This window comes from Ferrimonas sp. YIN67, assembly GCF_057219095.1.
The window spans coordinates 47,553-62,329 of record NZ_JBXVVJ010000012.1 but is presented as its reverse complement, the minus strand read 5'-3'; the positions used below and the strand labels follow the sequence as shown (position 1 = coordinate 62,329).

The 14,777-nt window shown below is 57.1% G+C and carries 12 protein-coding genes; 2 read left to right on the top strand and 10 right to left on the bottom strand.

Features of this window, described 5'->3' with window-relative positions; translation table 11 throughout:
* Nucleotide 1 precedes the first annotated feature (1 nt).
* The 6 genes from AC2D8U_RS19655 to AC2D8U_RS19630 all read right to left on the bottom strand — a co-directional run bounded on the left by AC2D8U_RS19655 (nucleotide 2) and on the right by AC2D8U_RS19630 (nucleotide 7,600).
* Nucleotides 2–874: a MipA/OmpV family protein gene (locus AC2D8U_RS19655; protein ID WP_484620786.1), complete on the bottom strand. Its 873-nt coding sequence runs from the start codon at nucleotides 872–874 to the stop codon at nucleotides 2–4.
* A 208-nt stretch (nucleotides 875–1,082) separates the two neighbouring features.
* A complete protein-coding gene (locus tag AC2D8U_RS19650) occupies nucleotides 1,083–2,573 on the bottom strand; it encodes a TrkH family potassium uptake protein (protein ID WP_484620785.1) in 1,491 nt (496 codons plus the stop codon).
* A 667-nt stretch (nucleotides 2,574–3,240) separates the two neighbouring features.
* Nucleotides 3,241–4,071 (bottom strand): zinc metalloprotease, encoded by an 831-nt coding sequence (locus AC2D8U_RS19645; RefSeq protein WP_484620784.1) that lies wholly within the window; start codon nucleotides 4,069–4,071, stop codon nucleotides 3,241–3,243.
* 109 nt (nucleotides 4,072–4,180) lie between these two features.
* On the bottom strand, nucleotides 4,181–4,816 hold the full coding sequence (locus AC2D8U_RS19640) for a TIGR04219 family outer membrane beta-barrel protein (protein WP_484620783.1): 636 nt from the start codon (nucleotides 4,814–4,816) through the stop codon (nucleotides 4,181–4,183).
* Between the two features lie 156 nt (nucleotides 4,817–4,972).
* Entirely contained in the window at nucleotides 4,973–6,805 is a 1,833-nt protein-coding gene (gene glmS / locus AC2D8U_RS19635; RefSeq protein WP_484620782.1) for a glutamine--fructose-6-phosphate transaminase (isomerizing), read from the bottom strand.
* A 21-nt stretch (nucleotides 6,806–6,826) separates the two neighbouring features.
* Nucleotides 6,827–7,600 carry a DeoR/GlpR family DNA-binding transcription regulator gene (locus AC2D8U_RS19630; RefSeq protein WP_484620781.1) on the bottom strand — a complete coding sequence of 258 codons (774 nt, stop codon included), beginning with the start codon at nucleotides 7,598–7,600 and terminating at the stop codon, nucleotides 6,827–6,829.
* Nucleotides 7,601–7,994: 394 nt separating this feature from the next.
* Here AC2D8U_RS19630 and AC2D8U_RS19625 point away from each other — a divergent pair, with 394 nt between their 5' ends.
* Nucleotides 7,995–9,662: a TonB family protein gene (locus AC2D8U_RS19625; RefSeq protein WP_484620780.1), complete on the top strand. Its 1,668-nt coding sequence runs from the start codon at nucleotides 7,995–7,997 to the stop codon at nucleotides 9,660–9,662.
* 92 nt (nucleotides 9,663–9,754) lie between these two features.
* Complete coding sequence (locus tag AC2D8U_RS19620) at nucleotides 9,755–10,453, top strand: energy transducer TonB (RefSeq protein ID WP_484620779.1); 699 nt, start codon at nucleotides 9,755–9,757, stop codon at nucleotides 10,451–10,453.
* A gap of 53 nt (nucleotides 10,454–10,506) precedes the next feature.
* Here AC2D8U_RS19620 and glmU read toward each other — a convergent pair whose 3' ends face one another.
* From glmU to atpG, 4 genes are all read right to left on the bottom strand, one after another.
* Entirely contained in the window at nucleotides 10,507–11,862 is a 1,356-nt protein-coding gene (glmU, locus tag AC2D8U_RS19615) for a bifunctional UDP-N-acetylglucosamine diphosphorylase/glucosamine-1-phosphate N-acetyltransferase GlmU (protein ID WP_484620778.1), read from the bottom strand.
* Between the two features lie 157 nt (nucleotides 11,863–12,019).
* Nucleotides 12,020–12,445 (bottom strand): F0F1 ATP synthase subunit epsilon, encoded by a 426-nt coding sequence (locus AC2D8U_RS19610; RefSeq protein WP_484620777.1) that lies wholly within the window; start codon nucleotides 12,443–12,445, stop codon nucleotides 12,020–12,022.
* 18 nt (nucleotides 12,446–12,463) lie between these two features.
* Nucleotides 12,464–13,867 carry a F0F1 ATP synthase subunit beta gene (gene atpD / locus AC2D8U_RS19605; protein WP_484620776.1) on the bottom strand — a complete coding sequence of 468 codons (1,404 nt, stop codon included), beginning with the start codon at nucleotides 13,865–13,867 and terminating at the stop codon, nucleotides 12,464–12,466.
* A gap of 33 nt (nucleotides 13,868–13,900) precedes the next feature.
* On the bottom strand, nucleotides 13,901–14,764 hold the full coding sequence (atpG, locus tag AC2D8U_RS19600; RefSeq protein WP_484620775.1) for a F0F1 ATP synthase subunit gamma: 864 nt from the start codon (nucleotides 14,762–14,764) through the stop codon (nucleotides 13,901–13,903).
* Nucleotides 14,765–14,777: the final 13 nt, after the last annotated feature.

The window sequence follows — 14,777 nt, the reverse complement described above, 5'->3', positions numbered from 1 at the left end:
GTTATTCACTGAACACATAATTGAGCGAAGTAAAGATCAGGGTATCGCCCTGATCCTGCACCAGCGGACTGTGTCGAGCCGCGCTCGGCAGAGCTTCGTGTCTTAGGTAGCTGCGCCACACCACATGCTTATGCAGAGGGTAGGTGAATCCGATCTCGGCACTGAGATGCCAGGAATCCCCCGGGGTATAACTCCCATACTTGGCGGTAGCTTCAGCCTCCGAGATCCCGTACCAATATTGATTGGTCTCGGCCGAACTGTATTGGGCCCCCACCGAGACGTGCCAGGTGCCGTTGCGCAGCCAGCCAAACCGACCCAGTCGGGCGGTATGTACCGAGCCATGATCCCGGTAAGGATCGGTCACGGCGCGATACTGAAAGACCGTGTTGCCCCACTGACCGGTCACCCGGACACCGGCGCCGATATAGAGATCGTCCCTCTCCTCCAGCGCCGCACTTTTTTCCGCCTCATCACCATCGATGGGCACTTCATCTTCCCTGGCCAGGCAGCCACTGCGGGCGCCGAGGAGATCGAAGCAGTAGGCACTGGCCGCCAGCAGATCCCAGGACCAATGCGTTGAATTATAAAAGTTGTAGCCCAGGTTCACACCGTCCCAGGAAGCGGGAACCGCTTCGATAAACAGGCCATGCCAGTGGTAGGCCCCACCGATCACCGGCACCCAATGACGGCCATCCTCCTCGCCATCGCGTGGATCGGCAAAATCCGCCCAATAGGCGGCGACACCCAGTTCGAAGAAGCCACTGTTTTCCTCTGCCGCCCCGCCACGAACCAGGGTGGCAAAGTCGGTTGCGAGTACTGGACCGCAGCCCAGTAACAGGCTGCACAGGATAGCAACCCCCCGCTTTGACAGCATCGCTCTGCTCACCTTATTGGACCCCTTTACGATCATGATGCGTATAAAGTGCCATTACAGCGGATCAGGACAGAAAGCACTGTAACCACGTGTATCCAGATCCACTCAGTCTACAAAATTGTGGCTCTTTATCGGTCGGTGACTCCCTTATATCGGTAGGCAGAGAACCTAAACAACAGATTAAACGCAAAACCGGGACCCAGTATGACTAACGAAAATCAAGGCCACTCCCCCCACGGATAAAGGTGCCTTTCCAGAACAGGGGAGTGAACAGGGCGAAGACCGTAAAATACTCCAGACGACCCAGCACCATGGCTCCGGACAGCAGCCAGATCCCAGTATCGGTGACAGGCTTGAAATTGGCCCCGATCTGACCAAATCCCGGGCCCAGCACATTGACGCAGGCGGCTACGGCGGTAAATGCAGACCAGAAATCCAGTCCGGTTGCCATCAGCATCAGGGTGAGAACCAGGCTTGAGAGAGTCACAAAAGTTAAAAACGCCATCACCGCATGCCGTACCTCGTTCCCCATGGGTTTGCCCTGATAGCAGATGGAGGAGACACACCTTGGATGCAGCAGCATCTTCAGGTTCTGACCGATGAGCTTTACCGCAATGATATTACGGATGATCTTGTTGCCTCCCGCCGTTGAGCCGGCACAGCCCCCCAGATACCCAGATAATACCAGGAGCATCCCGGCCGCCGCGGGCCAGTCACCAAACCCTGCTGCGCCAAATCCGGTACTGGTGATAAATGAGATGATGTGAAAGAGCGAGAAGCTGACCGCCTCAAAAGAGAGGGAGTAGGTATGGGTCTTCACCAGGCACAGCGTCAGCGCCGCCGACAGGCCCAGTACCACCCAGAGAAACACACGCGTTTCCTCGTCATGGAAATATCCCAGATAGTGTCGCTTGTAGAGCACCCGAAAATGGAGGCCAAAGTTAATCGCGCCAAGCAGCATAAAGAGATTGGCGATCATCAGGAGGGTATGGCTCTCGAAGTGCCACATGCTGGCATCATGGGTTGAAAAGCCCCCTGTGGAAACCGTCGTAAAGCTGTGAGCGATGGCATCAAACAGAGACATGCCGCCCAGGTAATAGGCCAGGGCACACGCCAGCGTCATCAGGATGTAGATCCCCCAAAGGTAGTGCGCGGTATTAGCGATGCGAGGGGAGAGCTTCTCATCTTTGATCGGCCCCGGCGTTTCGGCCTTCAACAGTTTCATGCCGCCGATATTGAGCATGGGCAAAACCGCCACCACAAAAATGACGATCCCCAAGCCCCCCATCCACTGAAGAAACTGGCGATAAAGCAGGAAGGTTTTCGGCATCGCATCCAGCCCAGAGAGCACGGTCGCCCCGGTTGTCGTCAAGGCGCTGATGGATTCAAAAACCGCTTGGGTAAAGCTGATGTGGGCTATCCCAATGATAGGTAAGGCGCCCAGTACGCCAGCCACCACCCAGGTCGCAGTGGCGTAGATCAAGGCATCCCGAAAGGTCGCCTTGGAAAAATCGACTCTTCTAAACAGGTATAAAAGCGCAACGCCTCCCAGAAGCATAAACATTGCCGGGGTAAAGAAGGCATCGATCACCTGATCACGAAACAGAAATAGCGACAGCAGAGCGAACGTCAGTTGGACCACGCCCATCCAGATCACCGGCATAGCCAGCAACCGGGATGTAATTTTCGCATTGACCATGGTTTACATCTTCCCTTGGCTTTTGCATACGCGAAGGTAAGGTTTTTAAAGGCGGCCTATGCTCATCCCTTTGCCGCCTGCAAACCTTGAGGTGGATCACGATTTATTCAATGGCGTTAAGCAGGTGAATCAGCGGTACCACCCCAAAGGCTGAAAAAACACAAGGGATCATAATTTCAGAGGGGTGAACAACAGGCATAAACACGACGAAGTATCCTTCCGATTGACCTCCCAAGGTTGAGATCGCCGAATATGGACACCGAAGTCAGTCCAGAACGGGCAGCACAAAGGGTCCCAACCGTTTCGCCCTCCTCCCAGCAGGACAAGGGTTGATGGCTTTCTCACATCAAGAGCCGCGGTGCATCCCTTGAACAACATGTTTGCTCATATTTATAACTGTCTAAATCTACGCCGCAGCCCCACTCTGGCCAATCCTCTCGTTCCCCTTGGGCTCTGACAGGACCGAAACCTATCAACCGAGTCCATAAGTTCGGTTCAGCACACTTGTTCCTCTGAACCGGATCGACAGCAACAAAAAGGCGCTGCCAATGCAGCGCCTGTCTGCAGGCAATATCCTTGGGTCAAAAAGAGGCTCTTATATAACTTAGTGGGGCTCCCTCAGGCTCTGATCCCATGAACCTCCACAGTGACAAAGGATCTAGAATGCTCAACGCGGCAGGTAAAGTGCATCAAACGGCTGACCCGGTGGGTTTTGGTACATGGTGCGCAATACCCGCTCGGCATTGTCACCCCAGGCATTGCCGTTACCAAAGCCCTTGAAGTGATTTTGCATCCCCAGAGCGTGGCCCAGCTCGTGCAGCGCCACATCGTATTCGGCGGTTTTGCTGCAGGCGATCTGGCCGTGGTTGGCCCCGGCCACACTGTCGATATTGATCCAGGTAAAGGAACCACTGTCGTGGCGCGGCGATGTCTGCTTGATGGCAAAATCGATGTGCACTATGTAGCTGCTGATCCCATAGTGGAAGGGTCGGGTGCTCACGTTGCCGCCACTGCAACTGCCACCCATGGGATTGCCCGAACCAGTACCTTGGCTCCAGATAAAACCCCATTCACTGTCCAGCTCGCTAACGTCGATGTTTTCCGGATCTGAGATATCGAGATCGACAATACCGCGGCGATCAAACAGTGGATAACCGACGATCGCCTCGGCACGATCCATCGCCTGAATAAAGCGCTTATCTTCGTTGTCACGGAAATAGACCGGGATCCGGGCTTCCTCGCCGCCCAACCAGCGGGTCAGTGCCACGTTATCCGGGCTGGGGGCCGGCAGATTACCGGTAAAGCAATAGACCCCCATATGGCACTGGCCATTCAGCAAGGTGCCCCAGGTATTCCCCATCACGTTCTGCTGGCACAGGCCACCTTCGGCCTGGTTGGTGCAGCGGACCGCTTCCGCCACCTGAGCATCACTGAATTCGTCTTCGAAACAACCGGTCAGACTCAGGGCCGAGACCAGCAACAGCGTTCGTGTTTTCATTATTTTTTCCTAAATTTCCCCAATGCCTGCGTTCGAAGCAGGGTTCGCGGGGAAAAGTCGTGCAAATTCTTTCTGTTTCCTATCCGGGACAGTCCGAAGTGGCTTTCAATTAAAAGGCGAAGCTGACGCCTACATAGACACCATTGGCATCATAGTCACGGCGGATCGGCTTCAATCCTGCGGAATCCGTGCTTTGTCCGCGGAAGCCCAGTTGCAGCCCCATATCCACCACCGGCACCGGTAGGGTGTAACGAAGGCCCAGATCGTAATCGAACTTCTCAAGGCCATCTTCGCCTTGCAGATACATGCCCTGGGCATAGGCTCCCAGGCCAGTCAGTGGCAGTTTGCCCTCAATTCGGCCAAAACCGTGCACTGCGAACTCGGAGAACTCGTAGGCGTAGCCGAAGTGCTCATCCAGATCCCACAGGCTCGCGCCCACCCCCAGCGACAGCTTAACCACACGCATATCCAGCAAGTTGTAGTAGAAGGTCAGATCCAACTGATCTTCGGTAAAGCTGGCATTGTCGATCTGGGTGTAACCCAACCTCAAGTTCGGCAATACGGGCACCGGGTGCTCTAGATAAGCGGAAGCCACCAGGCCACTGCTGCTATCGGCCTTGGCGTCATTGATTTTGCTGCTTGCAGCCCAATAGTTGGCATCAAAGCCAAAGCCCAGTGGCGCGGCCGCAGAGGGCATGGAGAGGGTAGCCAGCATCATGCCAGCGAAGAGTGTGCGGTTGTTCATTGAGGATCCGTTCTCTTTCCTGAAGCTGTTCTTTAGGGCTGCACAGCATACACAGTTAAAAATAACTTTTCTATTTCATAAGCTTACACGCAACCCTATGCCTAAAAATGCAAAAAGGCGCTGCCGATGCAGCGCCTTTCTTCATTAGCCGAGGGCTTATTCCACGGTCACGGATTTGGCCAGGTTGCGCGGCTGATCCACATCGGTGCCCTTGATCAGCGCCACATAGTAGGAGAGTAGCTGCAGGGGCAGGGTGTAGATGATCGGCGCGATAAACTCGTCGCAGTGCGGTACCGGGATCACCTTCATGGTGTCATCACTGGCAAATTTGGCGTCCACATCGGCAAAGACGTACATCAGGCCACCACGGGCGCGCACCTCTTCGACGTTGGACTTGAGCTTTTCCAACAGCTCGTTGTTCGGTGCCACCACGATCACCGGCATATCGGCGTCGATCAGGGCCAGCGGGCCGTGTTTAAGCTCGCCGGAAGCGTAGGCTTCGGCGTGGATGTAGGAGATCTCCTTGAGCTTGAGCGCCCCTTCCATGGCGATGGGGTACTGATCGCCACGGCCCAGGAACAGGGCATGGTGCTTATCGGCGAAATCTTCCGCCAGCGCCTCGATGGCGTCGTTCAGGCCCAATGCCTGCTCCACCTTGCTCGGCAGCTGCTGCAGGCTGGACACCAGGGCAGCAACGCTCTCATCGCTCATGCCGTTGTGGGTACCGATGGCACCGGTCAGCATGGCCAGGGCCGCCAGCTGCACGGTAAAGGCCTTGGTGGACGCCACGCCAATTTCCGCACCGGCCTTCATCATGTAGGCCATGTCGGACTCGCGCACCAGGGAGGAGCCCGGCACGTTACAGATGCTCAGGCTGGCCATGTAACCCATCTCCTTGGCCAGGCGCAGAGCCGCCAGGGTGTCGGCGGTTTCGCCGGACTGGGAGATGGTGACGATCAGGCTGTCCGGGAAGACATGGGACTTGCGATAGCGGAACTCGGAAGCGATCTCCACGTTACAGGAAACCCCCGCGTGCTGCTCCAGCCAGTAGCGGGCCACCATGCCGGCGTGGTAGCTGGTACCACAGGCGATGATCTGCACGTGCTTGACCTTGTCCAGCAACTCGGCGGCGTTGTCACCGAAGGCTTCCGGCACGATCTTACCGCCCGCCAGACGCCCATCCAACGTGCGCTGCAGGGCCAGCGGCTGCTCGTAGATCTCCTTCATCATGTAGTGACGGTATTCGCCCTTGTCACCGGCATCATGGCTGACTTCGGACTCCTTGATCTCGCGCTCAACCGGGTTGCCATCCACATCGAAGATCTTCACCTCACGACGGCAGATCTCGGCCACATCGCCCTCTTCCAGGAAGGCAAAGCGGCGGGTTACCGGCAGCAGGGCCAGTTGATCGGACGCTACGAAGTGCTCGCCGACGCCGTAACCCACCACCAGCGGGCTGCCAGAGCGGGCGACGATCATGCGCTCAGGCTGAGTACGGTCAACCACCACGGTGCCGTAGGCGCCTTCCAGTTGCTTTACGGTGGCCTGAACCGCCGCCAGCAGGGTGTCGTGGTTTTTCAGTTCCAGATCAACCAGATGGCAGATCACCTCGGTGTCGGTATCTGAGCTGAAGCTGTAGCCCAGTCCCTTGAGGCGATCACGCAGATCGACATGGTTTTCGATGATCCCGTTGTGCACCACGGCGATGCGGTCGCTGGAGACATGAGGGTGGGCGTTGCGCTCGGAGGGCTCACCATGGGTGGCCCAGCGGGTATGGGCGATCCCGGTACCGCCAGCAAGCGGGGCCTCGGCCAGGGCATTGGCCAGCTCCTGAACCTTACCGACGCGACGGGCACGGCCCAGATCGCCGGCTTCGTTGAGGATCGCCACACCGGCGGAGTCGTATCCCCGGTACTCCAGACGCTTGAGACCCTCAACCAGGATCTCCGCCACATCACGCTGCGCTACCGCGCCAACAATGCCACACATAGTGCTCTCCTAAATTCGTACTTAATCTTGGGTGGTCGCGCAGATCACCTGCACGCCTTGTAATTCAATTTTTTGCCTGGTGGCGTCATCCAGACGCCCGTCGGTGATCAAACGGGTCACCCGCTGCCAGGGCAGCTCCAGGTTGGGAATGCGGCGGCCGATCTTATCCGCCTCTACCATGACGTTCACCTCACGGGAGGACTCGGCCATCACCCGGGACAGGCCAACCAACTCATTGAAGGTAGTAGTGCCCCGTTCGACATCGATGCCATCGGCGCCGATAAACAGCTGGTCAAAATCGTAGGAGCGCAGCACCTGCTCTGCCACCTGGCCCTGGAAGGATTCGGAATGGGGATCCCAGGTGCCGCCGGTCATCAAAATGGTCGGCTCCGGCTCCAGGGCACGTAGCGCCTCGGCGCAATCCAGGCTGTTGGTCATCACCACCAGACCCCTTTTATTGCCCAGCGCCTTGATCAGGGTCCCTGTGGTCCGGCCCGAGTCGATCACTATGCGCTGATGATCACCAACTAACCCCGCGGCGGCCTGAGCGATGGCCAGTTTATAGGGCGATACCTTATGGGCGGGATCATCCCCGATCACCTCCTGGGGCATGGCCACGGCACCGCCATAGCGGCGCAATAACAGGCCGCTGATCTCCAATGCCGCCAGATCCTTGCGGATGGTGACCTCGGAGGTTTCAAAGGTACGGGCCAGCTCATCCACACTGATCTCGCCCCGGTCATTGACCAGGCTGACGATATGGTGGCGACGCTGTTGGGTATTACGTTTCGACATGGCTTTCGACTTATGGCCAGACTGTAACTTTAAGTTTCGTTTCGAAAGTTACGAAGTATAAAAACAAAACTTGGAAGATCAAGTTTTGATCGCAGATCCGGGGATGCTGCATCCAATTACCCGAAAGAGGCGCTCGACTCTCCCCTTTCGCTTATCTCAACGCGGCAGAGGATCACTCCCGTCATAGACCGCTGCACTAAACACAGAGAAACCCCACCCGGGGCTCGCCTCACAAAAAAAACGTCCCATCACCCCACAGTAGTCTTCCCATCAACAACAGCATGCAGCCACCGAATTCAGCTCAGCAGCGGTTTCATGTCACCCAGTTAAATCAAAACGGCACCACGCACCACTAACATCGTGGCAACATACCACCTCAACCTGGAGTAGTGATATGGACCTTCGACGACTCCTGCTGTGCCTGATCCCCGTGATCCTTTTCGGCTGCAGCAGCACCTCGGCACCGGATGCCGGAAGAGCAGAAAACGACAGCACCATCCTGGATGCCTTTAGCCACTACAAGGCGGGTGAGTTCAGCCAGGCGAAAACCGAATTTGAACAGTGGGTCCCCCTGGGTAATGCCACCGCCAGCTATTATCTGGGGATCATGGCCTATAAGGGGCAGGGGCAAGCCCCCGATCTGATCCAGGCCTATGCCTGGTTTGCCTTGGCCGCCGATCTCGGTCATGACAAGGCACGCCAGGCGGTCCCCCTGTTTACCGACGCGCTAGATAGGGCAGGGCAGGCCGAGGCACAGGCTCTCGCCGATCAAAGGGTCAACCACTATGGCCAGCAGGCCCTTGCCCCCGTGCTGTCCGCCACGGCCAACCGCACCGGCATACGGCTTCCTCCCCGGTCCAGTACTCCACCCAGCATAACCGGGCCATACCCCATAGTCCGTACCGATCCCAGGTATCCGGTCAACGCGGCCCGCAGGGGCACGGAGGGCTGGGTGGAGATGAGCTTCACCATTAATCCCGTGGGAGCAGTAAGCAATATCAAAGTACTCGACAGCCAGCCCAGGGGCGTGTTCGACAGGGAAGCGGTAAAAGCGTTACAGCGCTGGCGCTATCGCCCCCACAAGGTTGATGGCATAACCATGGTATTGCCCGATCAGCGCGTCAAACTGACGTTCACCTTAGCCGGTCAATACGGCAACAGCACGAAGCGCAGCACGAAGCCTAAACTGCTGCACAGAGAGCCGGTGATTTTTCCCGAGCTGGCCAAGAGCCGCTGGATCGAAGGCTGGGTCAATTTTGACTACACCATAGATCAAACCGGCAAGGTGCGGAACATCGAGGTAGTAGACAGCTATCCCGATGATCTCTTTGTACGCACCGCCACCAATGCCCTGAAACAGTACCGTTACGCACCACCGGTGCAAGATGGCCAAAGCGTCGAGATACAACACCGCAGCAGCATCACCCTCTACTACACCAACAAGACCCTGGAGATCGAAAGGGATAAGGAGACCGAGCGCACCCTGAAGAAACGCCACCAGTCCGGCAACCCCAGAGTCAGTTACCAATACGCCCGCTGGCTGATGCAACGAACCCCGCGAGATATGGAGGAGATCAAGGCACTCCTTTTGACGGCCGCACAGGGAGGCGTGGTGGACGCGCAATATGAGCTGGGCCGAGTCTACCGTGGCAAAGGCAAGACGTTTTGGCTGCAACAGGCAGCGCAACGAGGCCATGCCCGCGCCCAGTTCCGACTGGGTCGGATTGAGTCCCAGGCACAAAACTACCCGGAAGCCTTTGAGCACCTGGAGGCAGCGCTGAAGGGTGGGGTGGAAGATGCTCGCCTTTACCTGGCCCGACTCTTGGTTCGCGATGAATGGTTAGGGGGACAGGATCCCGCTCATGCCCTGAGCCTGCTGGATCAAATCGACGATGAGGAACGTGGCCTGAGTTGGCTGGAAACCAGGGCACGGGCCCACCTCCTGCAAGGCGAGCGGGATAACGCTATCCGCTACCAGCAGCAGGCCGTGGCGCTTGCCGAGCAAAACGGGGCGATCAGCACAGAGTTCACCGCAACCCTGAACCGCTATCAAGCCCTATAAGCAAAATCATACACACAGCAAAACACACAGCAAAACACACAAGAACCCAACTCTTGTTGCGACAGAGAAACATAGGGATATGGAACACCGCTATGAACCATCGACGACTCCTTCTGTGGCTGATCCCCGTGATCCTCATCGGCTGCAGCAGCACGCAAAAGAGCGACATCGGCAGCCTGCATCAGAACATCACACCTTTGAACAAAAGCACCATATTGGATGGTCACCTCCATTATCGGGCAGGAAACTATGATCAGGCTAAAACAGAATATGAAAAATGGGTGCCACAGGGTTTCGCCGAGGCCAGCTACTACCTAGGAATAATGGCCATCAAAGGCCAAGGACAGGCACCAAATGCTGTAGCCGGTTATGCTTGGCTTGCCCTCGCTGCTGACTATCACTACGAGAAAGCAGAGACGCTGATAGCGAAAATACTTCCCTTGCTCACCGAGGAACAACGCGTCAGTGCCGAGCAACGGGCTGAAGGATATAGACAGCGTTGGGGTAAAACGGCTCTCGCCCATCTTCCTCCTCAGCGGATCGAACCGCGCTACCCAATGGACGCCGCCAGAAATCGAACCGAGGGATATGTGGTATTAAGCTTCGACATCAATGAAAGTGGTAACCCTGAACGGATCCGTGTGCTTCAGGCCAATCCAGAGAGAGTATTTGATGCCGCCGCAATACAAGCTGTAGCCCAATGGCGCTTCCGCCCAAAAACACAAGACGGTATTGCGGTTCGGCAAACAAAACAAATGAGCAGACTCGACTTCAAACTTACCGCTCACTAAACCCCAAAAGGGGAAGCCAGAGGCTTCCCCTTTTGGGTTTACGTCAGAAGTCGTTACTTCTTCTGCTTCACCGGACGCTGCCAGTTGCTCAGGTGGCGCTGCTTGGTGCGGGTCAGCACCAGCTCGCCTTCACCAACATCCTTGGTGATAGTAGAGCCGGCGGCGATGGTCGCGCCCTTGCCAACGGTGACCGGAGCCACCAGTTGGGTGTCTGAGCCAACGAAGACTTCATCCTCGATCACCGTCAGGTGCTTGTTGGCACCGTCATAGTTGCAGGTGATGGTGCCGGCACCTATGTTCACCAATTCGCCCACTTCGGCATCGCCGATATAGGCCAGGTGGCCCGCCTTGGAGCCCTTACCCAGCCGCGCCTTCTTCATCTCGACAAAGTTACCGATATGGCTGTCCTCAACCAGTTCGGCGCCAGGACGCAGGCGAGCAAAAGGACCGGCGGAGCAGGCTTCGCCCAGCTTGGCACCTTCCACCACGGTCAGTGGTTTGATCACGCTGCCCTTGCCAATATGGCAATCCTTGAGGTGACAGCCGGCACCGATCACAACGTCGTCTTCGATGGTGACCTTGCCTTCGATCACCACATTGACGTCGATGGTGATGTCGGAGCCTGAGATCAGCTCGCCGCGCAGATCGAAACGGGCAGGATCGATCAGGGTCACGCCGGACAGCATCAGTTGCTCGGCGGCACGGGCCTGGAAGGCACGCTCCAGGGCGGCCAGTTGCAAGCGGTTGTTGGCGCCCTCCACCTCGATGGCGGAGTCCGGTTGAGCGGTCTCAACCCCACCCTCGGCCGCGGCCATGGCGATCACGTCGGTGAGGTAGTATTCGCCCTGCGCATTGTCGTTGGAGAGGTTGGCCAGCCAGGTTTTCAGCGCCTTGCCCGGTGCCACCAGAATGCCGGTGTTCACCTCGGTGATCGCCAGCTGCTGGGCATTGGCATCCTTCTGCTCGACGATCGCTTTCACCACACCGCCCTCGCGGACGATACGGCCGTAGCCGGTGGGGTTGTCCAGGTTGACGGTCAACAGGCCAATGCCGTTGTTCGGCTGAACCGCCAGCAGGCGCTCAAGGGTTTGTGTCTGGATCAACGGCACATCACCGTACAGCACCAGTACAGTGCTGTCGTCATCCCAGTCGGCCATATTGACCGCATGGCCGGTACCCAACTGCTCCGCCTGCAGGGCCCACTGGACGTCATTGTGGCCCAGAGCCGCCTTGAGCTGGTCGGCACCATGGCCATACACCAGGTGGGTGCGGTGGGGAGTGAGCGGCGCGGCGGCATCGATGGCGTGTTGCACCATGGGCTTACCGGCAATGGGGTGCAGCACTTTTGGCAACTTGGATTTCATCCGCGTGCCCATCCCGGCTGCCAGGATCACGACTTCCAGCTTCATGGGGTCATCCTAGATTCTTTAGCTGGCGGACATTATACCGATAGAGCCGCTAACGGCTATCGGCTAGAAGTTTTTAGCTAACAGCTAACAGCCATGCCCGAAGGGCGTCCATAAAAAAAGCACCGCGAATGCGGTGCTTTTTTGCGCTCAGGCAAACTTACCTATGGATACTTTTGCGAATGGTTTCCACTACTCGCAGCTGCGCCAAGGCTCTTTCAAGCTCAATCTGTGCCGCATCATAGTCGAAGTCTTTACCGGCGTTGGCGATGCGCTCCTGTGCGGCGCGCTTGGCCTCACGGGCGGCTTCCACGTCGATCTCTTCGGCTCGAATGGCCACGTCAGCCATCACAGTCACGGAGTCCGGTTGAACCTCAAGGATCCCGCCGGACAGGTAGATCATCTCGACCTTGCCGTGCTGCTTTACGATGCGAACCATACCGGGCTTGATGGCAGTCATCAGCGGTACGTGGCCCGGCAGAATACCCAGCTCACCTTCGGAGCCGGACACCTGCAGGGTTTCGACCAGGCCTGAAAACAGCTTCTCCTGGGCGCTGACGACATCCAAGTGAACAGTCATTGCCATCTTATCCTCCCGGAAAGATTAAAGGTTTTTGCCCTTTTCAACCGCTTCCTCGATGGTACCCACCATGTAGAACGCCTGCTCGGGCAGGTGATCGTACTCACCGGCCAGAATGCCGGAGAAGCCACGGATGGTATCCTTCAGGGAAACGTACTTACCCGGAGAACCGGTGAACACCTCTGCCACAAAGAACGGCTGAGACAGGAAGCGTTCAATCTTACGGGCACGGGATACGGTCTGCTTGTCCTCTTCAGACAGTTCGTCCATCCCCAGGATCGCAATGATGTCTTTCAGCTCTTTGTAGCGCTGCAGAACGGTCTGCACGCCACGAGCCACATCATAGTGCTCCTGACCGATCACCAGAGGGTCCAGCTGACGAGAGCTGGAGTCCAGCGGATCGATCGCCGGGTAGATCCCGCGGGCCGCGATGTCACGGCTCAGTACAACCTTGGCATCCAAGTGGGCAAAGGTGGTCGCCGGAGACGGATCGGTCAAGTCATCCGCAGGGACGTATACCGCCTGTACGGAGGTGATGGAGCCGGTCTTGGTGGAGGTAATACGCTCCTGCAGGACACCCATCTCTTCCGCCAGAGTCGGCTGGTAACCTACCGCGGAAGGCATACGGCCCAGCAGTGCGGATACCTCAGTACCGGCCAGGGTGTAACGGTAGATGTTGTCGATAAACAACAGTACGTCACGACCCTCGTCACGGAACTTCTCGGCCATGGTCAAGCCGGTCAAGGCCACGCGCAGACGGTTACCCGGCGGCTCGTTCATCTGACCATAAACCATGGCAACCTTGGACTGAGCTTTGTCGTCCAGGTTTACTACGCCGGACTCGGCCATCTCGTAGTAGAAGTCGTTACCTTCACGAGTACGCTCACCCACACCAGCGAATACGGACAGACCTGAGTGTGCCTTCGCGATGTTGTTGATGAGCTCCATCATGTTGACGGTTTTGCCCACACCGGCACCACCGAACAGACCGATCTTACCGCCCTTGGCGAACGGACAAACCAGGTCGATAACCTTAACGCCGGTTTCCAGCAGCTCAGTCGCGGAGGACTGATCTTCGTAGCTCGGGGCTTCGCGGTGGATCACCCACTGCTCATCCTCGCCGATCTCGCCACATTCGTCGATCGGGTCGCCCAGTACGTTCATGATACGACCCAGGGTCGCGGAACCTACTGGAACTTTAATGCCAGTGCCGGTGTTGGTGGCTACCAACCCACGGCGCAGGCCTTCAGACGCGCCCATGGCGATAGTGCGAACCACACCGCCACCCAGCTGCTGCTGCACTTCCAGCACCAGCTTCTGGCCATCGTTGTCGATGTTCAGAGCGTCGTAGATCTGCGGTACGGCGTTTTGTGGAAACTCCACATCAACAACCGCGCCGATCACCTGTACAACTGTACCTGTGCTCATGATTAATCCTCTGATCTTGTCTAAACCGTTACCTTAAACCGCTGCGGCACCGGCACAAATCTCACCCAGTTCCTGCGTAATGGCAGCCTGGCGAGCCTTGTTGTATACCAGTTGCAGATCGTCGATCAGGTCGCCCGCATTGTCGGTTGCGGCTTTCATCGCAACCATACGTGCGGCCTGCTCAGACGCGACATTCTCCACCACACCCTGGTATGTCACGGACTCGACATAACGCTTGAGCAGCTGATCCAGCAGCGGCTTCGGCTCATCAGGCTCGTAGACATAGTCCCAAAGGTGGGGCTTTTCTTGAGTGTCGCTTTTAGGCAACGGCAGCAGTTGATCGATCACCGGATCCTGCTTCATGGTGTTCACAAATTGGTTGTACACCACGTACAGACGATCCAGCTTACCCTCATCGTAAGCATCCAGCATCACCTTAACGGAGCCGATCAAGTCGGTCAGGCTCGGCTCATCACCGAGACCTGTGACCTGAGCGACAACATCGCCGCCAAAGGTCTGGAAGAAGCCGGCCCCTTTGTTGCCAATGGCAGCGAACTGCACCTTGGCACCTTTGGCCTGCCACTCGTTAGCGGCCTTCATCACCTGCTTGAACAGGTTGATGTTGAGGCCGCCACAGAGGCCACGATCCGTGGTGATAACTATGTATCCCACGGCCTTGGCTTCACGCTCTTCCATGTAAGGATGCTTATATTCGAGAGAGCCCTGCGCGATGTGACCGATCACCTTACGCATGCTTTCAGCATAGGGACGGCTGGCATTCATACGCTCTTGCGCACGACGCATCTTGGATGCGGCCACCATCTCCATGGCAGAAGTGATCTTCTGAGTGTTCTGAACACTCGCGATCTTGGTACGGATCTCTTTAGCGCCGGCCATCTCTTACTCTCCT